The sequence below is a fragment of the Nitratireductor arenosus genome (assembly GCF_009742725.1).
Classification (GTDB): Bacteria; Pseudomonadota; Alphaproteobacteria; order Rhizobiales; family Rhizobiaceae; genus Mangrovimarina; species Mangrovimarina arenosa.
Window position 1 is genome coordinate 263,209 of sequence record NZ_WPHG01000003.1, and the last position, 22,786, is coordinate 285,994.

The 22,786-nt window shown below is 64.7% G+C and carries 22 protein-coding genes; 9 read left to right on the plus strand and 13 right to left on the minus strand.

What is annotated here, in order from left to right; translation table 11 throughout:
• The first annotated feature begins 19 nt into the window (after nucleotides 1-19).
• The 7 genes from truB (at nucleotide 20) to GN330_RS13325 (ending at nucleotide 7,252) form a co-directional block, all read left to right on the plus strand.
• Nucleotides 20-1,006, plus strand: a complete 987-nt coding sequence (gene truB / locus GN330_RS13295; protein ID WP_156713180.1) for a tRNA pseudouridine(55) synthase TruB — start codon at nucleotides 20-22, stop codon at nucleotides 1,004-1,006.
• Nucleotides 1,007-1,085: 79 nt separating this feature from the next.
• Nucleotides 1,086-2,171, plus strand: coding sequence for a magnesium/cobalt transporter CorA (corA, locus tag GN330_RS13300; RefSeq protein ID WP_197435155.1), 1,086 nt, complete (start codon nucleotides 1,086-1,088; stop codon nucleotides 2,169-2,171).
• A 32-nt stretch (nucleotides 2,172-2,203) separates the two neighbouring features.
• Nucleotides 2,204-2,728: an SH3 domain-containing protein gene (locus GN330_RS13305; protein WP_156713182.1), complete on the plus strand. Its 525-nt coding sequence runs from the start codon at nucleotides 2,204-2,206 to the stop codon at nucleotides 2,726-2,728.
• 124 nt (nucleotides 2,729-2,852) lie between these two features.
• Nucleotides 2,853-3,236, plus strand: a complete 384-nt coding sequence (locus GN330_RS13310) for a hypothetical protein (RefSeq protein ID WP_156713183.1) — start codon at nucleotides 2,853-2,855, stop codon at nucleotides 3,234-3,236.
• 102 nt (nucleotides 3,237-3,338) lie between these two features.
• The gene (rpsO, locus tag GN330_RS13315; RefSeq protein WP_281349424.1) at nucleotides 3,339-3,710 is read left to right on the plus strand and encodes a 30S ribosomal protein S15; all 372 of its coding nucleotides are present in this window, start codon (nucleotides 3,339-3,341) and stop codon (nucleotides 3,708-3,710) included.
• Between the two features lie 267 nt (nucleotides 3,711-3,977).
• Entirely contained in the window at nucleotides 3,978-6,128 is a 2,151-nt protein-coding gene (gene pnp / locus GN330_RS13320) for a polyribonucleotide nucleotidyltransferase (RefSeq protein WP_156713184.1), read from the plus strand.
• Between the two features lie 98 nt (nucleotides 6,129-6,226).
• Entirely contained in the window at nucleotides 6,227-7,252 is a 1,026-nt protein-coding gene (locus GN330_RS13325; RefSeq protein ID WP_156713185.1) for a class I SAM-dependent methyltransferase, read from the plus strand.
• A 54-nt stretch (nucleotides 7,253-7,306) separates the two neighbouring features.
• Here GN330_RS13325 and GN330_RS13330 read toward each other — a convergent pair whose 3' ends face one another.
• From GN330_RS13330 to fabA, 4 genes are all read right to left on the minus strand, one after another.
• Entirely contained in the window at nucleotides 7,307-8,833 is a 1,527-nt protein-coding gene (locus GN330_RS13330; RefSeq protein ID WP_156713186.1) for a putative bifunctional diguanylate cyclase/phosphodiesterase, read from the minus strand.
• Between the two features lie 98 nt (nucleotides 8,834-8,931).
• Complete coding sequence (gene fabI, locus GN330_RS13335; protein WP_156713187.1) at nucleotides 8,932-9,732, minus strand: enoyl-ACP reductase FabI; 801 nt, start codon at nucleotides 9,730-9,732, stop codon at nucleotides 8,932-8,934.
• A gap of 10 nt (nucleotides 9,733-9,742) precedes the next feature.
• A complete protein-coding gene (gene fabB / locus GN330_RS13340; RefSeq protein ID WP_156713188.1) occupies nucleotides 9,743-10,963 on the minus strand; it encodes a beta-ketoacyl-ACP synthase I in 1,221 nt (406 codons plus the stop codon).
• Between the two features lie 49 nt (nucleotides 10,964-11,012).
• A complete protein-coding gene (fabA, locus tag GN330_RS13345) occupies nucleotides 11,013-11,525 on the minus strand; it encodes a 3-hydroxyacyl-[acyl-carrier-protein] dehydratase FabA (RefSeq protein WP_156713189.1) in 513 nt (170 codons plus the stop codon).
• Between the two features lie 236 nt (nucleotides 11,526-11,761).
• Between fabA and irrA the strand changes: the two genes are divergently transcribed.
• Complete coding sequence (irrA, locus tag GN330_RS13350; protein ID WP_156713190.1) at nucleotides 11,762-12,181, plus strand: iron response transcriptional regulator IrrA; 420 nt, start codon at nucleotides 11,762-11,764, stop codon at nucleotides 12,179-12,181.
• A 179-nt stretch (nucleotides 12,182-12,360) separates the two neighbouring features.
• On the opposite strand, the gene GN330_RS13355 is transcribed toward irrA, so the two are convergent.
• Nucleotides 12,361-12,927 carry an SH3 domain-containing protein gene (locus tag GN330_RS13355; RefSeq protein ID WP_156713191.1) on the minus strand — a complete coding sequence of 189 codons (567 nt, stop codon included), beginning with the start codon at nucleotides 12,925-12,927 and terminating at the stop codon, nucleotides 12,361-12,363.
• Between the two features lie 165 nt (nucleotides 12,928-13,092).
• Here GN330_RS13355 and GN330_RS13360 point away from each other — a divergent pair, with 165 nt between their 5' ends.
• On the plus strand, nucleotides 13,093-14,094 hold the full coding sequence (locus tag GN330_RS13360; protein WP_156713192.1) for a 2-hydroxyacid dehydrogenase: 1,002 nt from the start codon (nucleotides 13,093-13,095) through the stop codon (nucleotides 14,092-14,094).
• A 35-nt stretch (nucleotides 14,095-14,129) separates the two neighbouring features.
• Here the strand turns inward: GN330_RS13360 and GN330_RS13365 are convergent, their stop codons facing one another.
• From GN330_RS13365 to GN330_RS13400, 8 genes are all read right to left on the minus strand, one after another.
• Entirely contained in the window at nucleotides 14,130-14,558 is a 429-nt protein-coding gene (locus tag GN330_RS13365) for an aconitase X swivel domain-containing protein (protein WP_425487173.1), read from the minus strand.
• Between the two features lie 2 nt (nucleotides 14,559-14,560).
• On the minus strand, nucleotides 14,561-15,814 hold the full coding sequence (locus tag GN330_RS13370; RefSeq protein WP_156713193.1) for an aconitase X: 1,254 nt from the start codon (nucleotides 15,812-15,814) through the stop codon (nucleotides 14,561-14,563).
• Nucleotides 15,811-16,581 carry a molybdopterin-synthase adenylyltransferase MoeB gene (locus GN330_RS13375; RefSeq protein WP_156713194.1) on the minus strand — a complete coding sequence of 257 codons (771 nt, stop codon included), beginning with the start codon at nucleotides 16,579-16,581 and terminating at the stop codon, nucleotides 15,811-15,813. Before GN330_RS13375 ends, GN330_RS13370 begins: the two co-directional genes overlap by 4 nt.
• A 116-nt stretch (nucleotides 16,582-16,697) precedes the next feature.
• Nucleotides 16,698-17,855 (minus strand): DNA replication/repair protein RecF, encoded by a 1,158-nt coding sequence (recF, locus tag GN330_RS13380; RefSeq protein WP_343040652.1) that lies wholly within the window; start codon nucleotides 17,853-17,855, stop codon nucleotides 16,698-16,700.
• Between the two features lie 28 nt (nucleotides 17,856-17,883).
• Nucleotides 17,884-19,002: a DNA polymerase III subunit beta gene (gene dnaN / locus GN330_RS13385; RefSeq protein WP_156713196.1), complete on the minus strand. Its 1,119-nt coding sequence runs from the start codon at nucleotides 19,000-19,002 to the stop codon at nucleotides 17,884-17,886.
• A gap of 200 nt (nucleotides 19,003-19,202) precedes the next feature.
• A complete protein-coding gene (dnaA, locus tag GN330_RS13390; protein ID WP_156713197.1) occupies nucleotides 19,203-20,732 on the minus strand; it encodes a chromosomal replication initiator protein DnaA in 1,530 nt (509 codons plus the stop codon).
• Between the two features lie 852 nt (nucleotides 20,733-21,584).
• Nucleotides 21,585-21,851 carry a 30S ribosomal protein S20 gene (rpsT, locus tag GN330_RS13395; protein WP_156713198.1) on the minus strand — a complete coding sequence of 89 codons (267 nt, stop codon included), beginning with the start codon at nucleotides 21,849-21,851 and terminating at the stop codon, nucleotides 21,585-21,587.
• 153 nt (nucleotides 21,852-22,004) lie between these two features.
• Entirely contained in the window at nucleotides 22,005-22,778 is a 774-nt protein-coding gene (locus tag GN330_RS13400) for an enoyl-CoA hydratase (RefSeq protein WP_156713199.1), read from the minus strand.
• Nucleotides 22,779-22,786: the final 8 nt, after the last annotated feature.

Sequence of the window (22,786 nt, forward strand, 5' to 3'; positions counted from 1 at the left end):
GTTGGGGGCGGCGTAGCAAATGGCGCGGCGCGGCAAGAAGAAGGGACGTCCGGTCTCCGGCTGGCTCGTTTTTGACAAGCCCGTCGGCATGGGCTCGACCGAGGCGGTGTCGAAGATCAAATGGCTGTTTAAGGCCGACAAGGCCGGACATGCCGGCACGCTCGATCCGCTCGCCTCCGGCATGCTGCCGATCGCGCTCGGCGAGGCGACCAAGACCGTGCCTTACGTGATGGACGGCGCCAAGATCTACCGCTTCACCATCGCCTGGGGCGAGGCGCGTTCGACCGACGATCTGGAGGGGCATGTGACGGCCACCTCGGACCGGCGTCCGAGCGAGGCCGACATCCGCGCCCTGTTGCCCGACTATACCGGCCTCATCATGCAGGTGCCGCCGCAGTTCTCGGCCGTCAAGATCGCCGGCGAACGCGCCTACGACATCGCCCGGGAGGGCGAGATCGTCGATATTCCCGCCCGCGAGGTCGAGATCGGTCGGCTCGACCTCCTCGACTGCCCGGATGAAAACAGCGCGGTCTTCGAGATCGAATGCGGCAAGGGCACCTATGTGCGCTCGCTCGCGCGCGATATGGGACGCGACCTGGGCTGTCATGGCCACATTGCCGTCCTGCGCCGGGTCGAGGTCGATCCTTTCGTGGCCGACGACCTGGTGACGCTGGAAGCCCTCGAGGCCGCCGCCGCCGAGGCCCGCCCGCAAGGCGAGCCGGGAGAGGACGGCCGCATCGTCGACACGCGTCCCGACAAGGAACGCTTCGCCGCGCTCGACGCGCTTGTGGTCGACACCGGCGCCGCGCTCGACTGTCTTCCCGAAGTCGCCGTCAGCGATGATGCCGCCCAGCGTATCCGGCTCGGCAATCCGGTCATCATCCGTGGCCGCGACGCGCCGGTCGAGGCGTCCGAGGCCTATGCCACGGCGCGCGGCCGTCTGGTTGCGATCGGCGCCGTGGAGGCGGGCATGTTCAAGCCGAAGCGGGTCTTCACCGGTCGCTGAGGCCGCCTCCGCCGCGCGTCAGCCGGCTGTCGGCGTATTTGCCCTTGCGACGGCGGCGATTTTTGCGCCTACTTGCCGCATGAGCGGGAAAACCAAGGGCAAGACGAAATTCGTTTCGCGGCATCGCGCCCCCGTTGGCGCGCCGCCCGGCACGCTGGTGCATGACGAGCGCGCCTCGCCGACCGGCATCCGCCTGACCATCATTTCCAACGACCATGTCGAAGAAATCGCCGAGGCTTCGCTGGCGGCGATCGAAAAGGCCATGAAGTCGGGCAAGCGGCTGTGGGTCGACGTGACCGGACTGGCCGACCTTCAGCTTCTTGGCGCGATCGGCGCATTGTTTTCGATCGAGGAACTGGCGCTCGAGGACATCGCCAACACCAGTCAGCGCCCCAAGGTCGACACCTACGAGGCGCACGCCCTGATCGTCGTGCATATGTTCGACGGCAAGAGCGTGGATTCCAAGGAACAGTTCGCGATCCTGTTCGACGGGCGCCATGTGGTGACCTTCCAGGAGCGTCCCGGCGATTGCCTCGAGCCGGTCCGCAAGCGGCTGCGCCAGCCGGCTGGGCGGATCCGCACGCGCGGGGCGGCCTATTTTGTCTACGCCATCCTCGACACGATCCTCGACGCCTATTTTCCGATGCTCGAGACGATCGGCGACGAGCTGGAGGACCTGGAGGACAAGATCACCAAGGACCCGCATCCGCGCGATGTCGGGCGCCTGCACCAGCTCAAGCGCGAACTGCTCGTCATCAAGCGCGCGCTGTGGCCGGCGCGCGAGATGCTGTCGGCGATGAGCCGTGAGGAACTCGGCCTTATCCCCAGCGAGGTGGGCTATTTCCTGCGCGATACCTACGATCATGCCATCCAGCTGATCGACATCGTGGAAACCTATCGCGAGCTCGCGACCGGGTTGCTGGACCTTTATCTGTCGAGCGTCTCGACCAAGATGAACGAGGTGATGAAGGTGCTCACCATCATCTCCACCATCTTCATTCCGTTGTCTTTCCTGGCCGGTATCTGGGGCATGAATTTCGCACCCGATTCCACCTGGAACATGCCGGAGCTTCGCTGGCGCTATGGCTATCCGGTCGCGCTGACGATCATGGTCGTGATCGCGGTCGGGCTGTTATATCTGTTCCGGCGCAAGCGCTGGCTGTGAGGAGCCGGCGAAAAAAAACCAAGGGGAACCCCATGCGACATACGATCGTCTTCGGCTTCGCGACCCTGTTTTCCGTGCTTGCCGCCGGCGCGGCACTTGCCTGCGGCGGTCCGCCGGTCTGCACCGTGGTCGACCCTACGGGCACGCCGCTCAACGTGCGCGAGGGGCCGAATGGCCCCATCCTGTCGACGCTGAAAAAGGGTACCAAGGTGGAAATCGTCGCCCACCGCGACCATGACGGCTCGCGCTGGGCCTTGGTCGGCAAATATGCGGAAGCCTGGGGCTGGGTTTTCGGCGCCTATCTCGATTGCACGGGCGAGGACGGGATCGGGCGCGTGTGTGTCGTGGCCGATCCGACCGGCACGCCGCTCAACATCCGCGAAGAGCCGAACGGCGCGATCCTCGGCACCTGGGCGAACGGCGTGCGCGTGCGGCCCTATGAGGAGCGGCTGCATAACGGCAAGACCTGGTACGCGGTCGAACGGCTCGCCGAAGACAACGCCGTCGGCTGGGTCTACGACCCCTATCTGCAATGTGAGGAGGACGAGGCGCATTGAATTTCGCGTCGTGATCCGGTCTCCGGGTGTGCCGGGTCCCGTGCTTGACAGGCTCCGGCCGCGGGCCGAAGATTTATCTGGGCAAGCATGAGACGACGAAGATCGTCCGGCAGGGGAAGCGATCATGGCGAAAACATCGAACGTTCGCGCGCTGGCGTCAGCGGCGTTTCTCGCGGCAATGACGGCGTCCGTGCAGGCCGGACCGGTCGCGCCCCTCTCCGGGGTCGGCTCGCCCGGTCTCCCGCTCGTCTCGGTTCAGAGTTGTGGCTGGTATGTCATCCTCGGCTGCCACAACCGTCATGCCGACGCGGCGGCGTTGGTGGACGAGCTCGGCGGTCCGCTTGCCGGTGGCGGTGCGGGGCTCCATGTCCTGCACACCGACGACTATCCGAATTTCCGCGACGGCTATTTCTGCGTTGGCGACGGTCCGTATGGGTCGCATGGCGATGCCGCGAGCATCGCCTGGAACGAGGCTGTGCCGGACGCTTATGTCAAGAACGGCTGCTGACGGCCGCTAGAGCGTCGGCGTTCCCGCCTGAGCGGCGCTTGCAGCCGCCCCGGACCGGGCGTGCTTGAATTTGCGCTGGCAATCCGCGCGATTTTACACTATATGCGCCGCAGCATTGCGCTGGGCGCATGCACAAATGGCCCCCGCTGGACGACATCCCGGCCGTGGGCGACTCTTCCTGATCAAGAACAGAAAGGATGCACGATGTCGATTACCGCCGCGCGCAAGCAGGAATTGCTGACCGAATACGCGACCCAGAAGGACGATACCGGTTCTCCGGAAGTCCAGGTGGCGATCCTTTCGGAGCGCATCAAGAATCTGACCGAGCATTTCAAGACCCACGCCAAGGACAACCATTCCCGGCGCGGTTTGTTGAAACTGGTGTCGCAGCGCCGTTCTCTTCTCGACTATCTCAAGAAGAAGGACGTTGCCCGCTACCAGACCCTGATCGGAAAGCTCGGTCTGCGTCGCTAATGTTCGAACGGCGGATCCCGCATGGGGTCCGCCGTTTGAATGTTTTGGGCCGGACGTAATAGGCCCGATCGGTTTGCGCCGCCGAACCGCGGAGGCAAACCGCCCATGGGCAGGTCATGGGGCAGGATTGCAGGACGCCCGGAGGTCGAACGACCCCGACCACGGACGTCGCGCTGTCTTGCCCATGGCTCGTCCGCAATGAAGCCAGACGGAAACGGTCCGCGCAAAAGCGTCGGACATCGGCGTTTCCGCATATGAGAGACACACATGTTCAATCACCACAAAGTGGAAATCGAATGGGGCGGCCGTCCGCTCATCCTCGAAACCGGCAAGATCGCACGACAGGCCGACGGCGCCGTGCTCGCCACCTATGGCGAAACGGTCGTGCTGGCGACCATCGTATCGGCCAAGGAGCCGAAGGCCGGCTTCGACTTCTTCCCGCTGACCGTCAACTACCAGGAAAAGACCTTTGCCGCCGGCAAGATCCCGGGCGGTTTCTTCAAGCGTGAAGGCCGCCCGAGCGAGAAGGAGACGCTGACCTCGCGTCTGATCGATCGCCCGATCCGCCCGCTTTTCGTCGACGGCTACAAAAACGACACCCAGGTCGTCCTGACCGTTCTGCAGCACGATCTGGAAAATGATCCCGATATCGTTGCCATGGTCGCCGCCTCGGCCGCGCTCACCCTGTCGGGTGTGCCGTTCATGGGGCCGATCGGTGCGGCGCGCGTCGGCTATATCGGCGGCGAGTACGTGCTCAACCCGCATCTCGACGAGATGGAGGAGTCCAAGCTCGACCTGATCGTCGCCGGCACCGGCGAAGCCGTGCTGATGGTGGAATCGGAAGCCCAGGAATTGTCCGAGGACATCATGCTCGGCGCGGTCATGTTCGGCCACAAGAACTACCAGGCGGTGATCGACGCGGTCATCAAGCTGGCCGAGGTCGCCGCCAAGGAGCCGCGCGAGTTCACCCCGACCGATCTTTCCGAGCTCGAAGCCGAGATGCTGAAGATCGCCGAAACCGAGCTGCGCGCGGCCTACAAGCTGACCGACAAGCAGGAGCGCTACAACGCCGTCGACGCCGTCAAGGCCAAGGTGAAGGCGGCGCTGCTGCCGGAAGGCGAGGAAGAGCCCAAATGGACCGGCGAGCAGATCGGCACCGTCTTCAAGGGCCTGCAGGCCAAGATCGTGCGCTGGAACATTCTCGACACCGGCAACCGCATCGACGGCCGCGACCTTGAGACCGTGCGTCCGATCGTCGCCGAAGTCGGCGTCCTGCCGCGCACCCACGGTTCGGCCGTGTTCACCCGCGGCGAAACCCAGGCCCTGGTCGTCGCCACGCTCGGCACCGGCGAGGACGAGCAGTTCATCGACGCACTGACGGGAACCTACAAGGAAGCCTTCCTGCTTCACTACAATTTCCCGCCCTATTCCGTCGGCGAGACCGGCCGCATGGGCTCGCCCGGCCGTCGCGAGATCGGTCACGGCAAGCTTGCCTGGCGCGCCGTGCATCCGTTGCTGCCGGCGCCCGATCAGTTCCCCTACACGCTGCGCGTCGTCTCCGAGATCACCGAATCCAACGGGTCCTCGTCCATGGCCACCGTCTGCGGCACCTCGCTGGCGCTGATGGATGCCGGCGTGCCGCTGTCCAAGCCGGTTGCCGGCATCGCGATGGGCCTGATCAAGGAAGACGAGCGTTTCGCGGTCCTGTCCGACATTCTCGGCGATGAGGATCATCTCGGCGACATGGACTTCAAGGTCGCCGGCACCGACGAGGGCATCACCTCCCTGCAGATGGACATCAAGATCGATGGCATCACCGAGGAGATCATGAAGGTAGCGCTCGGCCAGGCCAAGGGCGGTCGCCTGCACATCCTCGGCGAGATGGCCAAGGCGCTGTCGGAAAGCCGCGGCGAACTCGGCGAATTCGCGCCGCGCATCGAGGTCGTGACCATCCCGACCGACAAGATCCGTGACGTGATCGGCGCCGGCGGCAAGGTGATCCGCGAGATCGTCGAAAAGACCGGCGCCAAGATCAACATCGACGACGACGGCACGGTCAAGATCGCCTCGTCCAATGCCAAGGAGATCGAGGCGGCGAAGAAGTGGATCCACACCATCGTCGCCGAGCCGGAAGTCGGCGAGATCTACGAGGGTACGGTCGTCAAGACCGCCGATTTCGGCGCCTTCGTCAATTTCTTCGGCCCGCGTGACGGCCTTGTGCACATCTCCCAGCTCGCCAATGAGCGCGTCGCCAAGACCACCGACGTGGTCAAGGAAGGCGACAAGGTCTTCGTGAAACTGATGGGCTTCGACGAGCGCGGCAAGGTGCGCCTGTCCATGAAGGTCGTCGACCAGGAGACCGGTAAGGAAATCGCCAAGGACAAGAAGAAGGAAGACGCCGAGGAAGCCGACGCCTGAGCGCCGGATTCCCGACGGGACGGACGGGCGCGCCTCGCAAGAGGCGCGCCCGTTTTCTTTCAAAGACCAACGGTTCCAACCGCGCGGCAAGTGGGATCATGAACGAAAACGCCACGAGAACCCTGTTTCATCCGTTCGAAAGCGGAACGCTTCCGGTTCCGGGACCTGGAGAGCGGGCGCTGTTTCTGGGGGCGGTGGCCGGCTTCCGGCTACCGGACGGCTTTGCCGCCGATCTGCGGGCGGTGCAGGAATTCCGTCCGGATTTCCTTGCCCTGGAGCGGCGCGGCGTGGCCGTGACGCCCGAACCGCAGGGGGATGGCTACGATCTGGCGCTGGTGCTGCTCGGCCGCCATCGCGGTCAGAACGAGGCTCGCATCGCCGAAGCCTATTCCCGCACCCGCACCGGCGGCCTCATCATGGTCGCCGGGGGCAAGAAGGACGGCGCCGACAGCCTGCGCAAGCGTCTCGGCAAGATGGTTTCCTTCGACGGCAGCCTGTCCAAACATCACGGTATCGTCTTCTGGTTTGTCAAGACGGCAACGGCAGCGGCCGTCATGGCGGAGCTGGCGCAAAACCGACGTGTGGTGATGGTCGATGGCCGCTTTCAGGCCGCGCCGGGCATGTTTTCGCATGACCGGATCGATCCGGCGTCACGATTGCTGGCCGGCCATCTTCCGCAAAATATCGCCGGCCGCGCCGCCGATTTCGGCGCTGGCTGGGGGTATCTGTCGACAGAGCTGTTGGCGCGAGCCGGACAAAGACTTGCCGGCCTCGACCTCTACGAGGCCGATCACGCGGCGCTGGAGGCGGCCAAAGCCAACCTTTCGACCCATGCCGATCGCCTGCCGCTCGGTTTCCATTGGCGGGATCTTTTGAGCGAAGTCGTGCCGCGCCAGTATGATGTCGTGGTGATGAACCCGCCCTTTCACCACGGCCGGGCGGCCGAACCGGCAATCGGCACGGGCATGATCCGTGCGGCGGGCGCGGCGCTCAAACCGGGCGGGCGACTTTTCCTCGTCGCCAATCGCGGCCTGCCTTACGAAGCCGACCTGAATAGGCTGTTCGCCGCGTCGGGCGAGATGCTGCGCGACGACCGTTTCAAGCTGCTTTGGGCCCGCCGCTGAAGCGCAAGAGCAGGCATGCCGCACCCTAACTCTCTCGGGGCGCTGCCGTCGGATTCAATGAACGGCGTGGCGAAGTTCGACCGCCTCGCCCGCGCGTACCACCAGAGGCTGCGGCTTGCCGAACAGATATCCCTGGAACACCTCGCAGCCGGCCGCGCGCAATAGGGTCGCCTGATCCTCGGTCTCCACGCCCTCGGCGATCGTGTCGACGCCCAGCGCGCGCGATAGCCCGACGATGGTCGACACCACGGCGCCGCCATTGTCCCGGTCGATGCGCGAGACGAAGGAACGGTCGATCTTGAGCTTCTGGAACGAAAAGTCGATCAGGTAGGACAGGTTCGAATATCCCGTTCCGAAATCGTCGACGGCCACGGTCAGGCCCATCGCGGTGAATTCCCTCAGGATTTCGGCGGCGCGCCCGCGATCCTGCATCATCGCGGTTTCGGTGACTTCGAGCTCCAGCCGCGACGGCGGCAGGCCGGTGTCGGTCAGCACCTGTCGTACCAGGCTGGCGAAATCCTTGGTCATGAACTGCACCGGCGAGATATTGACGGCGACGAAGCAGTTGTCCGGCAGGGCGTGCGCGTCCGTGCAGGCCTTGCGCAGCACCCACTCGCCGATCGGGCCGATGATTCCGGTCTCTTCGGCGATCGGAATGAATTCGGCCGGCGGAATCATGCCGCGAACGGGATGGGTCCAGCGGATCAGGGCTTCGTAGCCGACGACACGGCCCTTTATGTGATCGAATTGCGGCTGGTAGTGGAGGTCGAAGTCGCCGCGGTCGAAAGCCGTGCTCAGTTCAGCTTCGATCCACTGGCGATAGTCCGCCACCTGACCCATTTCGGGGTGGAATACCGCCCAGTTGCCGAGGCCGCCGGCACGCGCGTGCTGCAGCGCCAGATTGGAGCGGCGCAAAAGCACGATCGGGTCGTCGCCGTCCTTGGGGATCGCCACGACGCCGACCGACAGATTGAGCGACTGGAGGTGCGAGGGGAGCTGGTAAGGTTCCACCATCTTGTCGATCAGCTTGTCGATCATCGTGCCGATCTCGCCGCCTATCAGGCGGTCGGGAACCAGCGCGGCGAACTCCCCGGCGCCGATCCGTCCGATTTCCGAGCCGTCCGGGAGGCAGGTTTTCAGACGGTGCGCGAAGGCCCGGATAACCTGGTCGCCCTGGCTGTAGCCTATGGCGTCGTTGATCTGCTTGAACCGGTCGATGTCGAGATCGATCAGGAAAACGGGTTCGCCCAGCCTCGTGCTGGCCGCCACAGCCTCGGCGGTTTTGCCGATCAGCGCGTTGCGGGCATGAAAGCCGGTGAGTTTGTCGATCTGCGTTTCCCGAAACACATAGCCGGCCGATTCGTCGACGCCGGCGAAAAACGACAGCGCCGCTCCTGCCGCGGCCAGTGCGCACAACGCTGCAACGATCGCGCCGACGATTTCCGGCGGCAGACCGGCCAAGTTCCCACCCAGCCCCGACCGCAGCGCCCACAGGCCGATAATGAAGCTGCCCAGACCCGAGCTCGCTATCGTTATCATCCTGAATATCGGCGACCGGTTCGGATCCGGCGTATCACGCATGGCAAGGTTCCTCACTTGCCATACACAAAAGCACAGCCGAATTAAGGTTTGCTGCGCGGCTTTATTCGAATTTTAGCTGAATCGCGCCGCGTGCCGCCTCATTCGGACTTCTTGAGTTCCTCGAGGCTCGGCATGGACACGATATGATAGCCGGAATCGACATAATGGACTTCGCCCGTCACGCCGGAGGAGAGATCGGACAACAGGTAGAGCGCCGAATTTCCGACCTGGTCGATGTCGACGCTGCGCCGCAGCGGGGAATTGCGCTGTTGAAAGGCGAACATATGACGGGCGTCGGCGACGCCTGCGCCGGCCAGCGTCCGCACCGGTCCTGCCGACAGGGCGTTGACGCGGATGCCGCGCGGCCCGAAATCGCTGGCCAGATAACGCACGCTCGCTTCCAACGCCGCCTTGGCCACGCCCATGACGTTGTAGTTGGGCATGACGCGCATCGAGCCCGCATAGGTAAGGGTCAGCATCGCGCCGTCATCCTCCATCATCGCCGCGGCACGCCGGGCGATCTCGGTGAAGGAAAAGCACGATATCAGCATGGTCCGGCTGAAATTGGCGCGTGTCGTATCGGCGTAGAGGCCCTTGAGTTCGTTCTTGTCGGAAAAGCCGATCGCGTGCACGATGAAATCGAGCTTGCCCCATTCCGATTTCAGCGTGTCGAACACCGCGTCGACCGAGCTTTCGTCCTCGACGTCGCAGGGAAGAACCAGTTTCACGCCGGCCTGTTCGGCGAGCGGCTTGACCCGCCGCCCGAACGCCTCTCCCTGATAGGTGAACGCCATCTCGGCGCCGTGCTCGAACGCCTTCTTGGCGATGCCCCAAGCGATCGAGTGATCGTTGGCCACGCCCATGACAAGGCCGCGCTTGCCCTTCATCAGCCCCTCCATAAGCGCGCTCCTACCGGGAATGCCGCTGGAAGACGAGGGTGGCGTTGGTGCCGCCGAAGCCGAAGGAGTTCGAAAGCACGGTATCGATCCTGGCGTCGTCGATGCGCTCGCGCACGATCGGCGCGCCCTCGAACTCTGGGTCGAGCGTCTCGATATGCGCGCTCTTGCCGATGAAACCAGCCTGCATCATCAGGATCGAATAGATCGATTCCTGAACGCCGGCCGCGCCCAGCGAATGACCGGTGAGCGATTTGGTCGACGCGATATGCGGCATTTTCTCACCAAATACCTCGCGGATCGCGGCGATCTCGCGCGAATCGCCGACCGGCGTCGAGGTGCCGTGCGTGTTGACGTAGTCGACGTCGCCCTCGACCGTCGCCAGCGCCTGGCGCATGCAGCGTACTGCGCCCTCGCCTGAGGGGGCGACCATGTCGAACCCGTCCGATGTCGCGCCGTAACCCACGATCTCGGCATAGATCTTGGCACCGCGCGCCTTGGCGTGCTCCAGCTCTTCGAGAACCAGCACGCCGGCGCCGCCGGCGATCACGAAACCGTCGCGGGTGGCGTCGTAGGCGCGTGAGGCCGTGGCGGCCTGGTCGTTGAACTTGGACGACATCGCGCCCATGGCGTCGAACAGGTTCGACATCGTCCAGTCGAGATCCTCGTGCCCGCCCGCGAAGACGATGTCCTGCTTGCCCCACTGGATAAGCTCGGCCGCGTTGCCGATGCAGTGCGCCGAGGTCGAGCAGGCCGAGGAGATCGAGTAGTTCACGCCGTGGATCTTGAACCAGGTCGCGAGCGTCGCGGACGCGGTCGAAGACATGGCCTTCGGCACCGCGAACGGGCCGATGCGCTTGGGACTGTTGTTCTTTTCCGTTATCGCCGCTGCTTCAACGATGGTGCGCGTCGAGGGGCCGCCGGAGCCCATGATGATGCCGGTGCGTTCGTTGGTGATGTCGGTCTCGGCAAGGCCGGAATCGGCGATCGCCTGTTGCATGGCGACGTGGTTCCAGGCTCCGCCTTTCGACAGAAAGCGCATCGCGCGGCGATCGACCAGTTCCGTGGGGTCGAGCGTCGGCGCTCCCCAGACCTGGCAGCGAAAGCCGTGCTCGGCGAATTCGTCCGAAAAACTGATCCCCGATCGCGCATCGCGCAGCGAGGCTTCGACCTCGCCGGCATTGTTACCGATCGACGAGACGATACCGAGTCCGGTTACGACGACACGTTTCATGTCGTTCTCCCTGGGCTTGTTCAACGGGCCGTGTCCGGCCGGGCTTAAGTTAGGCTTCCTGCTTGGCCAGGCCGACCTTCAGGTCGGAGGCCGTGTAGATCGTTTCGCCGTCCGCCTTCAGCCAGCCGTCGGCGATGCCCAGCACCAGCCGGCCGCGCATGACGCGTTTGAAGTCGACGCCGAATTCGACCAGTTTGACGTCCGGTGTCACCATGCCCTTGAATTTGACCTCGCCGGTGGACAACGCCATGCCCTTGCCCGGCTCGCCGAGCCAGCCGAGGAAAAACCCCGTCATCTGCCACATTGCATCCAGGCCGAGGCAGCCCGGCATCACCGGATTGCCGATGAAGTGGCACGGGAAGAACCAGAGGTCGGGCTTGATGTCCAGTTCAGCGCGTATATTGCCCTTGCCGTATTCGCCGCCGGTCTCGCTGATCTCGGTGATCCGGTCGAACATCAGCATGGGCGGCGCCGGAAGCTGGGCGTTGCCCGGTCCGAAAAGCTCACCCCGCGCGCATGCCAGGAGCTCTTCGTAGCCATAGCTGGATTTGCGCTCTGCCATACATCCCTTCCCGCTTTGAAAATACGGGCGGCCTCATTTGCCTGCCCGTTCCCGCGCTTGGCCAAACCGGCCAGCCGCAAGAAACCCATGCCTGCGCTTATCGCGATGTGCAGCACGGGTCAATGTGCCGCTATTGATCTGGATTTGCCGAGAAGTTATATCCTGAAATGTGAATTTGACGCCGGAGCCGGTGTGCCGGAGGCGTGAGCGGGCTTGACGCCCCGAAACGAGGTGAGATGCTGGACACATTGTCTCTGGCGAAGAGGAAGGTGCGTACGGCCGGTTTGCGGCCGACGCGGCAGCGTGTCGCGCTCGCCGATCTCCTGTTCGCCAAGGGCGACCGGCACCTGTCGGCTGAGGAGCTGCACGAGGAAGCGGTCGATGCCGGCGTTCCCGTGTCGCTGGCGACCGTCTACAACACGCTGCACCAGTTCACCGAGGCAGGCATGCTTCGTATCCTGGCCGTCGAGGGCGCGAAGACCTATTTCGACACAAACACGTCCGACCACCATCATTATTTCATCGAGGGCGAAAGCCGCGTCGTTGACATCCCCTCCGGACCGGTCACCGTCCACAACCTGCCCGAGCCGCCCGAGGGCATGGAGATCGTCAATGTAGATATCGTCGTGCGGCTGCGGCCCAGGCACGGCGGCTGAACCGGGCGCTTTTCGACAGTTCTGGAACAACATCATCGCGTCGATGCGTGTCGGGTCCGGCCAGAAAAAGCTGACCGAGCCGCCCGCTGCCGGTTGCGCTCGACAAGACGATATCGCGCTACTGGGTGCCGCGGCCGCCGGAGACGTTGGGTGCCGAAATCGGCGGCCCGCCGTCCAGCTCAATCCTCGATGGTTTCTCCGGGATAGGCGCCCCAGACCTGCTGCTGGCGCACCCAGCCTGTGTGCCCGCCGAAGTCCATCCTGCACCATGTACCGTTGCAGGTGCGGATTTCACCGACGGTGCCCGGTTCCACCAGCGCGATCGTCCGCGCGTCGTCATAGGGTTCCTTGCGTAGGGCGATTTCCGCCGTCTTGCCGCGTTGCCACGGGGCGGCGATCCCGGTGCGTCGGCCTGAAAGCAGCGAGCCGCTGATCCAGCCCTCCACGCCTTCCGAATCGCGCACCCGGCGCCAATTGTCGTACTCTTGGATGATCTCCATTGGTAGGCCGCTGCGCAAATAGAGCCAGTCGACGGCGTAGCTGCGACCGGGCCCGATCCGCAGATTGACCCGGCTCGCCTTGAGGCTGACGAAGCGCGGCAGCGGCAGGCCGCTCGGCCCGCGGGCCACGGGTTGCGAGGCGCCCGCCGACCATGCGGGCGTGTAAGGGACGGTCGATGCGGTTGCCGTTGCCAGGAGAGCAGCCCCAACGGCCAGGCCAAGCGACACGAAACGCGACACGGTCATTCCCTGAATTTCTACCCTGTTACGGCTGCGGAGCGGGCCGGCAAGGTCCGGTTTTTCTTTGTCTTCATCGGGCCCAGTTGTTACACAGGGGCTGGGCCGATCACGCTGGCGAGTATCGCCCGTCTTGGTTAAAGAGGTCTCAACAGGACCCGGAACGAGGAAACGATGGCGGGCAGGAAAAAGCCTCTCGTGGTGATCACGCGCAAGCTGCCGGATCCCGTGGAAACACGCATGCGCGAACTGTTCGATGCGCGGCTGATCGTCGAGGACAGGCCGATGACGCAACCCGAACTGGTCGCGGCGGTGCGTGAGGCCGACGTTTTGGTGCCGACGATCACCGATCGCATCGACGCGGCGCTGATCGCCCAGGCCGGCGAGCGGCTGAAGCTGATCGCCAATTTCGGCAATGGCGTCGACCATATCGATGTCGAAGCCGCGGCGCAAAGGCAGATCACCGTCACCAATACGCCCAATGTGCTGACCGAGGATACGGCCGACATGACCATGGGCCTGATCCTGACCGTGCCGCGACGGCTGGTCGAGGGGGCTGGCGTCCTGAAGGGGGAAGGCAAATGGGGCGGCTGGTCGCCGACCTGGATGCTCGGACACCGCATCTGGGGCAAGCGGCTCGGCATTATCGGCATGGGGCGGATAGGTACGGCCGTGGCACGACGCGCCAAGGCGTTTGGGCTTTCGATCCACTACCACAACCGCAGCCGGGTCGCGCCTGCGATCGAGGATGAATTGGAGGCGACCTATTGGGAAAGCCTCGACCAGATGCTGGCCCGTATGGACATCATCTCCGTCAATTGTCCCTCCACGCCGGCAACGTTCCACCTGCTTTCGGCCAGACGCCTGGCGCTGATGCAGCCCGGCTCCTACATCGTCAACACGGCCCGCGGCGAGATCATCGACGAGGCGGCGATGATCGACATGATCCGCGAGGGCAGGCTGGCGGGCGCCGGCCTCGACGTCTTCGAGCACGAACCGGCGGTCAACCCGAAGCTGGCCAGGCTGGCCGACAAGGGCAAGGTCGTTTTGTTGCCGCATATGGGATCGGCCACGATCGAGGGCCGCATCGACATGGGTGACAAGGTGATCATCAATATCCGGACCTTTTTCGATGGCCATCGTCCGCCCGACCGGGTGCTTCCTGGCCGGATCTGAGGACCGCGCGCCCTTTTTGCGGGTGCGCAGGGTCGTTATTGTCCGCTGCCGCCTTCCAGGATATCGAGCGTCCCGTCGCTTCCGACCTCGACCGTGCGACCGCAGAACGCGGAAAAATGCTCCGGGTCGAGCCGCACCGCGATTGGCGGTTCCCAGCCCATCTCGCGCGCCACGATCAGGCCCAGAAGCAGGATTGCGTCGGGCTCGCCGATGATGAGTGCCGCCGGTGCGACGCCGCCCCTGACAAGTTCCAGAAGCACTGACGAGGCGGACGACGATCCGATCGTTGCCGGCACGAACAGCACCTTCATGGCCACGGCTGCGCCATATTGGGGATGGCGCCCGTCGATGATCCTGCCGTCGCGCGGATCCACCCCGCCCCAAAAGCTGATCGGTGCCTGCAGGACGAGCGCGGGGCCGCGGCCGGGCATGCCGGCAACCAGGACATCGCCTTTCGCCGACACGGTCAACAGAGCGGCTCCGACAGTACCGGACGTCCGCTGACGGCGCTTTCCACGCAGTCCGAAAGCGAGCCGTACAGCGTTGCATAGCCGGTATTGCCCGGCGCGTAATGGGCGAATTTCCCGGAATTGGTCATCAAAACACCCCCCTTTATCTCCGCCAGGATCGGCGTGACCACGACGCAGGTATCCACCACGATCGTCACGCCCGCGGCCTCCAGCGGTGCCCGCCGCCGCTCGCGCTCGAGTGCCTCCAGAACGTGCCGCCCCGTGCAGGCGAACAGCGGTACGCGCAGCCGGCGCCCGGCAAGATGGCGTTCGAGCCGGCCGAATTCGGCCAGCGACAGATGCGGGCTGCCGATCGCGACCGCGTCGATCCGGTCGGCGCGCTCGGCGGTCGAAAGCCGCCGGCGGCTGTCCGCCACCATGGCGGGCGTGATGACGATGCGCGTGTCTGGCATCAGGCCGCCGGTCGCGGTAGCGAGATCGGGCGCCTCCGGCGTGATGCCGGCGATGTGAAACAGCCCGACCGCCCCGGACGAAGCGGCCGCGGCGCCGAAGGCCTTGAGCGCGTCCTCGTCGGGCTTGGCCGCGACACCCGCCACAACGCCGACCGCGTTGCCGACCAGCCGGCCGTAGAGGCTGCCGAGAACGGGCCAGGCTGTGTCGTCGTCGAAAAACCGGCCCGGCAGTCCCGACACGTCGACGACGATCCGGGCGATGCGGTTGTCGGGCTGGTGCAGGCCGCAATCGGGCGCCCGCCCGGCCACCGCGCAGGCGATGTCGAGGAAGTCGCCATACCGGTTGGTCCGCGCTCCCAGTACAGAATTGCAGAATACGACCGCGTTCGATTCGCCCCAGGCGACGTCCTGGCCGCGCGCGGGGCGGTGACCGGCCTGATAGGGCGCGCAGGTCCAGCTCGGTTCACAGCCGAGCGCGACATAGGCGCGCATCATCCGCCGTGCCATGTCGCGTTGCGGTTTGTTCAACCGCACCATGCAGCCGCCGGAAAGATCGAGCGAACCGACATTCAGCGTCGACCGCACCGCGACCCGCGCACCGCCGGCAACGAATTTTTCCGCAAACAGCGTGCCGGAATCTCCGTGATAAAGCGCGCCGTCAATATGGGCCGAGGCGATCGGCAGCAACCGGGTCGCGCCGAGCAGACGCGCGCTTTCGGCCACGATGCGCATCGCCATCGCATTGCCGTCCTGTCCCGCCGCGAGCGCACGTTCGTCGGCCGCCAACAACACGCTCATGCCTGGCTCCGGCCGTATTTCATGGTCTCGAACCGGGCGCCGAGCCCGTCATACAACAGCAGTCTGCCGACCAGCGGCTCGCCGATCCCGGTGACCAGCTTGATCACCTCCATCGCCTGCAATGTGCCGATCACGCCGGTCAGCGCCCCCACAATGCCGGCCTCCGCGCAGGACGGCACCATGTCGGCCGGCGGCGGTTCGGGGAAGAGATCGCGATAGGAGGGCAGGCGCGCGCCGTCCTCGCCCCTCTCATACGGCTTGAGTACGGTCAGCGAACCGTCGAAGCGCCCAACGGCGCCCGTGACGAGCGGTTTGCCCGCCGCCGCGCAGGCGTCCGCCATCGCGTAGCGCGTCTCGAAATTGTCGGACCCGTCGGTGACGATGTCGTAGCGGGCGACAAGGTCCGCTGCGCTGGCGGCGGTTAGGCGCAACCTGTGCCTTTCCACCGCCACATGGGGGTTGATCGACGCGATCGCGTCGGCGGCGCTGTCCACCTTGGCCTTGTCGAGCGCGTCGGTACGGTGGATGATCTGCCGTTGCAGGTTGGACAAAGACACGATGTCGTCGTCGACGATGCCGATCGTGCCGACGCCAGCGGCGGCGAGATAGCTGAGCGCCGGCGCGCCGAGCCCGCCGGCGCCGATGACGAGCACCCGCGCGCGTTTCAGCCTTTGCTGCCCGGCGCCGCCGATCTCCGGCAGGACGATGTGGCGCGCATAGCGCTCGAGTTCGCTGTCGCTTAGGGGCCGTACCGGGGCTTGGTCCATGCCTTTCTGCCTTTCAAAGCGTATTGTTTGCCGTTTCCGCAGCGTGCATCGCGACGCTGGCCGATGCCGTAACGCTACGCCAACATGAGCGCGATTGCGACCGGGGTCTGATACCGTCAGACCGGGGTGTGTGCGGTAAGCGTTCCACCCGAAACCGATACGAACTGCGCGCGGTCCGCGATCGCCGAAAACAGCTCCGGTTCCGTACCGGTCATAAAAACCTGGCCGTTGAGGTCGTGCAGTATGTCGAATAGCGCGGCGCGGCGGCGATGGTCGAAATGGGCTGCGATCTCGTCGAGCAGGAGTACCGGCGCAATACCGGCCATCTCGCCGGTCAGCCGCGCGTGCGACAACACGATCCCGACGAGCAATGCCTTCTGCTCGCCGGTCGACGACAACGCCGCCGGCATGTTCTTGGGCCGATGACGGACCATAAGGTCGGCGCGGTGCGGCCCCTCGAGTGCGCGCCCGGCGGCGCGGTCACGCTCGCGCTCTGCGGCGAGCCGGTCGCGAAACCGTTCCTCGACCTCGATCGCCGGGAGGTTTGCCACCATCTCTTCCACGAAGCCCGAGAGCGCTAGGTCGGCGCGCGGAAAAATGTCGCCGTCGGGTGCACGTTCGATCATGGCGCTCAAAAGCCGCGCCATCTCGGCCCGCGCGGCCGCGATCGCTGTCCCGGTCTCGGCCATCTGGGCCTCGATCGCGGCGAACCAGGTCCGGTCGCGGGCGTTCTCGGCAAAAAGCCGGTTGCGTCCGCGCATCGCCTTTTCATAGGCGAGCGCCCGCCGCCCGTGCGCGGGATCGATGGTGAGTACGAGCCTGTCGAGGAAGCGGCGCCGGTCCGCCGTCGGGCCGGTGAAAAGCCCGTCCATGGCGGGCGTCAGCCACATCACCCGCAACCATTCCTGCATGGCGTCGGCCGATCGCGCCGGCGCACCGTTGATGCGCACGCGCCTGCCGGCTTCGGCCTCTCCGTTTTCCGCGCCGCCGGCGCCGGTGCCGATTTCAACCGGTCCGTCCGGCCAGTCCAGCTTTGCATGGAGCGCGAACCCCCCGGCCGCGCCCTCGCGGGTCATGTCGCCATAGGTCGCCCGGCGCAGGCCGCGCCCTGGCGTGAACAGCGATATCGCCTCCAGAAGATTGGTCTTGCCGGCCCCGTTCTCGCCGGTCAGCACCACCGCGCCGTTGTCGAACCGGGCGGTGAGGGCGGCGTAATTGCGAAAATTGGTAAGGGTAAGCTTACCAATTCGGATCTGGGGCGGTTTGTCCGTCACGGTCGCTGGATCGCGGGCCGCGCTTCGGTCACACCCGCATGGGCATGAGCACGTACAACGCCTGCTCGTCGGCCATGTCGTGAATGAGCGTCGGCGAGCCCGCATCGGCAAGCAGGAACTTGGCTTCGCTGCCGGTCAACTGGCCGGCGACGTCGAGCAGGTAGCGCGCGTTGAAACCGATCTCGATCGGGTCGGCGTCGTAATCGGCGGCGATTTCCTCGACCGCGCTGCCGGAGTCCGGATTGTTGACGGTCAACGTCACCAGGCCGTCCGAAATCGCCAGCTTCACCGCGCGGCCGCGCTCCGACGAGATGGTGGACACGCGGTCCACGGCGTCGGCGAAACTCTGCCGGTCGATGACGAGCTTCTTGTCGTTGCCGGTCGGGATGACGCGCTGATAGTCGGGAAAGGTGCCGTCGATCAGCTTGGAGGTCAGGATGACGCTGCCGATGGTGAAGCGGATCTTGGTTTCCGACAGTTCGACCGCGACCTTGACGTCGGGCGCGTCGACAAGTTTCTGCAGCTCGCTCACCGTCTTGCGCGGAATGATGATACCGGGCATGCCTTCCGAGCCGGCCGGCGCCTCCATGTCGGCGCGTGCCAGGCGGTGTCCGTCGGTCGCCACCGCGCGCAGCACCAGCGCGCCGTCGTTTTCGAGCGTGTGCAGGAAGATGCCATTGAGATAATAGCGGGTCTCTTCGGTCGAGATCGCGAACTGGGTCCTATCGACCAGGCCCTTGAGCGCCTCGGATTCGATCCGGAAAATGTGTGAGAACGAGCCCGCCGACAGCTCCGGGAAGTCGGATTGCGGCAGGCATTGCAGCCGGAAATTGGAACGCCCGGCGATCACCGACATCGAGCGCCCGTCCTCGTCGGTCTTCAACATGACTTCGGCGCCGTCGGGCAGCTTGCGGACGATGTCGTAGAGCAGATGGGCGGGAACCGTTGTCGCGCCGGCCTGTTCGACCTGCGCTGCGGTCGCCTCGGTGACCTCGATGTCGAGGTCGGTCGCCTTCATCTCCAGCACCGCCCCGTCGGCCTTGAGCAGAACGTTCGAGAGGATCGGAATGGTGTTGCGGCGCTCGACCACGCGATGGACATGGTTGAGCGACTTCAAGAGGTTTGAACGTTCGAGTGTGACGCGCATGACTTCGAGGTCTCATACCGGGCGGGCTTCGCGGGAAGCGCAGAAGGAAACGGCCCGCAACGGGCCGGAATCAAAACAAAATGACAGGAAAAGCCCGGAGAAGGCAAGCCCGCGCGCCGGCCGAACGCTCGCCCGGCTCGCTTTCTCCGGGGATAAAGGGGCGGCACGCCCGAAAGGCGGCGGCCAACCCTGGAATCCGGTCAGGCCTGGTCGCTGATCAGTCGGCGCAGCAGTTCCAGTTCCTGGGCCAGCGTATTGTCGTCGCCGGACAATTGCTCGATCTTGCGGACCGCATGCAGAACGGTCGTGTGATCGCGGCCACCGAAGCGCCGGCCGATTTCCGGCAGCGAGCGCGGCGTCATCACCTTCGACAGATACATCGCGACCTGCCGCGGCTTGACGATGGTGCGTGTGCGTCGGTTGGACAGCAATTCGGTCTTCGACACATTGTAGTGGCGCGCCACGATGCGCTGGATGTCCTCGATGCGCACCCGCTTCGGGTCGCCCGGGCGGAACATGTGGCCCAAAAGCTCGTCGATACGCTCGATCGACAATTGCGGCTCGAAGGAGCGGCGAAACAGCAACTGGTTGAAGGCCCCTTCGAGCTCGCGCCCGGAGCCGGTGACGGCGCGCGCGACATGTTCGAGGATCTCTTCGGGGATCGTTAGCGTCTGGTCTTCCGTGCGTGCGGCCTCCAGGCGCTGCTGGAGCATGCGTAGGCGCATGTCCATGTCGGGCGCGGCCATTTCCAGGGATACGCCGCCCTGCAGCCGCGAACGCACGCGCGGCTCGAGCGATTCCAGCTCCGAGGCCGGCCGGTCGGCGGCCACCACCACCTGCTTGGCGCTGTCGAGCAGCATGTTGATCAGATGGCAGAATTCGTGCTGGATCGACTTGCCTTGTAAAAATTGCATGTCGTCGATGATCAGCAGATCAATATCGCGCAACTGTTCCTTCAGCGTCAACGCGTTGTTGTCGCGGATCGCGGTCGCGAACCGCCACATGAAATATTCCGCGGTCAGGTAGACCACCCGCGACTGGGGATTGCGCGCCAGCGCCTCGGCCGCGATCGCCTGCAAAAGATGCGTCTTGCCGAGGCCGACGGAGGCATGGAGAAACAGCGGGTTGAAGCGCAGCGACGCGGTCGGGTTTTCCGCCACGGTGCGGGCGGCCGCGAAGGCGACGCGGTTTGGCGGACCCTCGATGAACGACTCGAACGTGTAACGGCTGTCGAGCGGCGAGCCGAGAACATTGTGGCCTCGGGCGGCTTCGGCCAAAGGACGGCGCGGCTGGGCCGGTCTTTTCTGGCTGACCGTCCCGCTCGCCAGTGCCGTTCCCGTGGCGTGCGCCGCCGCGCCGGCCGCGGTCGTCTCGGTCTCGGCGATCCGCGTGTGGCGCGTGGCGGTGCGCACGACGATCTCCAGGCGCAGCAGCCCGGCCTCCTCGCGCCGCCATAGCTCGGTGATGAGCTCGAGATAGTGATTGTTGATCCAGGAACGCAGAAAGGCGGTGGGAACGGAAAGGCGGACAAGCCCCCGGGACGCCTCCGCCAGCTTCATGCGGCCGAACCAGCTTGAATAGACTTCCATGCCGAGCTGCGCACGCAACTGCACCCGGATGCGTTCGAAGATTTCGGAAGCGGCCGACCCGGTTTTCATGTCACGAACATCCCCGCCTGCCCTTACGAATGGAAGCCCCGCCTTGACCTCCGTTCCTATGCCGCCCTGCATCCCATCTTTCCTTTTCATCACGATATGCATTCCCGTCGCTCGCGGGCACTGGCCGCAAGCGTCCACGTTTCGACGGGACGGCGCATCGCACCGCCCGCCATTTCACTCGAATACAACCGACCGCATCTGGTCAGCCCGTCCCCTTCGTTTCCGGCGCGCGGGCGCGCAGGATCTGCTTAAACAAAGGCCGCAAAGTTCCCCGAGCCGGCGAAAGACGCCGGTCCGTTCCTCGTCACTCCTCGACCTGAAACACGCCGGACTAGTGGCGTGACGAAAGGCAAAAATCTATCGTCCGCGGGAAATGTTCTCCGCGCCGAAAACGGTGGATTTTCTGGGTAATGAGGCCCGAGGGCCTTGTCCCTTCCGATGGGTGGACATTACAAAATGTGACGGCTGAAGGGCAAGGCCGTGGGTAAGGGTTTTTTAATCTGTAGAGGGGTTGGGGCGATGGGCCGAGGTGCGCGAATCGCTGGCCGTCGTCCCTAAACCGTTTTGAATCAAACCCTTTTCTCGGGCCGTTTCTTTCGTGGCCGGCTACATAAAGATTCTATTTTTTTTCGCTTGACACATTTTCCGCAAAGCCGGCCCACCGTACGTGTGGAAAACCTGTGCGTGACCTCCGGTAAGGCTTTGATTTAAAAATATATTGTGTGTGGAAAGATCACAATCCGGCGCGGCGTCCTTCGGGGGGCTCGGCGCTGAAACCACTTATGTCGGCAAAGGAACTGACGCGATTTTTTTTCGCGGCGTTTACCGGCATCGGACAAGTGCTTGGCGTCAAACAAAAAAGCCCGGCTCGAGCGGCCGGGCGTTCCTGCAACGAAACGGGGCGATCGCGCCCCGGGGCTAACTTCAGGCCGACAGAGCCTTCACGCGCTGTGTCAGGCGTGACACTTTGCGGGAGGCCGTATTGCGGTGCAAAACGCCTTTGGTCGCCGCGCGCATCAGTTCCGGCTGGACAGCCTTGAGCGCCGTTTCGGCGGCCGTCTTGTCGCCGGCGGCGAGCGCCTCTTCGACCTTGCGCACGAAGTTGCGCACGCGCGAGCGGCGGCTCTTGTTGATCTCGGTCCGGCGCGCGAGCTTGCGCGTGGCCTTTTTGGCCGAAGTGGTATTGGCCATGGTGCCTCTCTGGTTATCCTGACGTTCGTGCCGTGTCCGCAAAGCCGGTAGGCACGAAAACAATCGGGCGGCCGCAGGGCCGCCTCTGTTGGCGCGGCTTATAGTGCAGCTTTTTTTCCACGTCAACGCCCCTTTGGCGGGTTGGCGCCCTTGTCAGCGATTGCGGAAGTTCGGCGCGCGTTTTTCCGTGAAAGCCGCCATGCCTTCCGTCTGGTCCTCAAGCGCGAACATCGAGTGGAACACCCGCCGTTCGAAGCGCAGTCCTTCCGAAAGCGTGGTCTCGTAGGAGCGGTTGACGGCTTCCTTGGCCATCATCACCGCGGGCAGCGAAAAGGACGCGATCTTTCCGGCCGCCGCCAACGCTTCCTCGATCAGGTCTCCCGTCGGCACGACCCGCGACACCAGGCCCGAGCGCTCGGCTTCTGCGGCGTCCATCATCCGTCCGGTCAGACACATGTCCATCGCCTTGGCCTTGCCCACGAAGCGCGTTAGGCGCTGGGAGCCGCCCATGCCGGGCATGACGCCGAGCGTGATCTCCGGCTGGCCGAACTTGGCGTTTTCGGCGGCGATGATGAAATCGCACATCATGGCCAGCTCGCACCCGCCGCCAAGCGCGTAGCCGGAGACCGCGGCGACGACCGGCTTGCGGATCCTGCTAAGGGCTTCCCAGCCGGCGAAGAAGTCGGTCATGAAGGCGTCGACATAGTCCATCGACTGCATCTGCTTGATGTCGGCCCCGGCCGCGAACGCCTTTTCCGTTCCAGTGATCACGATCGCGCCGATACCGGCATCCGCCTCGAAGGCGTCGAGTGCCGCGATCACGTCCGCAAGCACGGTGGTGTTGAGCGCATTGAGCGCCTTCGGCCGGTTGAGGGTGATAAGGCCGACCCGCGCGCGCGTTTCGACCAGGATCGTTTCATAGGCCATTCGGGTAT

Bases quoted from the DNA above. Each gene is read 5' to 3' on its own strand.
- GN330_RS13355 (WP_156713191.1), bottom strand. From the start codon at position 12,927: ATGACCGTGTCGCGTTTCGTGTCGCTTGGCCTGGCCGTTGGGGCTGCT.
- GN330_RS13400 (WP_156713199.1), bottom strand. From the start codon at position 22,778: ATGGCCTATGAAACGATCCTGGTCGAAACGCGCGCGCGGGTCGGCCTT.
- dnaN (WP_156713196.1), bottom strand. From the start codon at position 19,002: ATGCGCGTCACACTCGAACGTTCAAACCTCTTGAAGTCGCTCAACCAT.
- GN330_RS13305 (WP_156713182.1), top strand. From the start codon at position 2,204: ATGCGACATACGATCGTCTTCGGCTTCGCGACCCTGTTTTCCGTGCTT.
- GN330_RS13360 (WP_156713192.1), top strand. From the start codon at position 13,093: ATGGCGGGCAGGAAAAAGCCTCTCGTGGTGATCACGCGCAAGCTGCCG.
- rpsO (WP_281349424.1), top strand. From the start codon at position 3,339: ATGCGCCGCAGCATTGCGCTGGGCGCATGCACAAATGGCCCCCGCTGG.
- GN330_RS13310 (WP_156713183.1), top strand. From the start codon at position 2,853: ATGGCGAAAACATCGAACGTTCGCGCGCTGGCGTCAGCGGCGTTTCTC.
- fabB (WP_156713188.1), bottom strand. From the start codon at position 10,963: ATGAAACGTGTCGTCGTAACCGGACTCGGTATCGTCTCGTCGATCGGT.
- fabA (WP_156713189.1), bottom strand. From the start codon at position 11,525: ATGGCAGAGCGCAAATCCAGCTATGGCTACGAAGAGCTCCTGGCATGC.
- dnaA (WP_156713197.1), bottom strand. From the start codon at position 20,732: ATGCAGGGCGGCATAGGAACGGAGGTCAAGGCGGGGCTTCCATTCGTA.
- rpsT (WP_156713198.1), bottom strand. From the start codon at position 21,851: ATGGCCAATACCACTTCGGCCAAAAAGGCCACGCGCAAGCTCGCGCGC.
- pnp (WP_156713184.1), top strand. From the start codon at position 3,978: ATGTTCAATCACCACAAAGTGGAAATCGAATGGGGCGGCCGTCCGCTC.
- GN330_RS13330 (WP_156713186.1), bottom strand. From the start codon at position 8,833: ATGCGTGATACGCCGGATCCGAACCGGTCGCCGATATTCAGGATGATA.
- irrA (WP_156713190.1), top strand. From the start codon at position 11,762: ATGCTGGACACATTGTCTCTGGCGAAGAGGAAGGTGCGTACGGCCGGT.
- GN330_RS13375 (WP_156713194.1), bottom strand. From the start codon at position 16,581: ATGGACCAAGCCCCGGTACGGCCCCTAAGCGACAGCGAACTCGAGCGC.
- fabI (WP_156713187.1), bottom strand. From the start codon at position 9,732: ATGGAGGGGCTGATGAAGGGCAAGCGCGGCCTTGTCATGGGCGTGGCC.
- GN330_RS13325 (WP_156713185.1), top strand. From the start codon at position 6,227: ATGAACGAAAACGCCACGAGAACCCTGTTTCATCCGTTCGAAAGCGGA.
- truB (WP_156713180.1), top strand. From the start codon at position 20: ATGGCGCGGCGCGGCAAGAAGAAGGGACGTCCGGTCTCCGGCTGGCTC.
- GN330_RS13370 (WP_156713193.1), bottom strand. From the start codon at position 15,814: ATGAGCGTGTTGTTGGCGGCCGACGAACGTGCGCTCGCGGCGGGACAG.
- corA (WP_197435155.1), top strand. From the start codon at position 1,086: ATGAGCGGGAAAACCAAGGGCAAGACGAAATTCGTTTCGCGGCATCGC.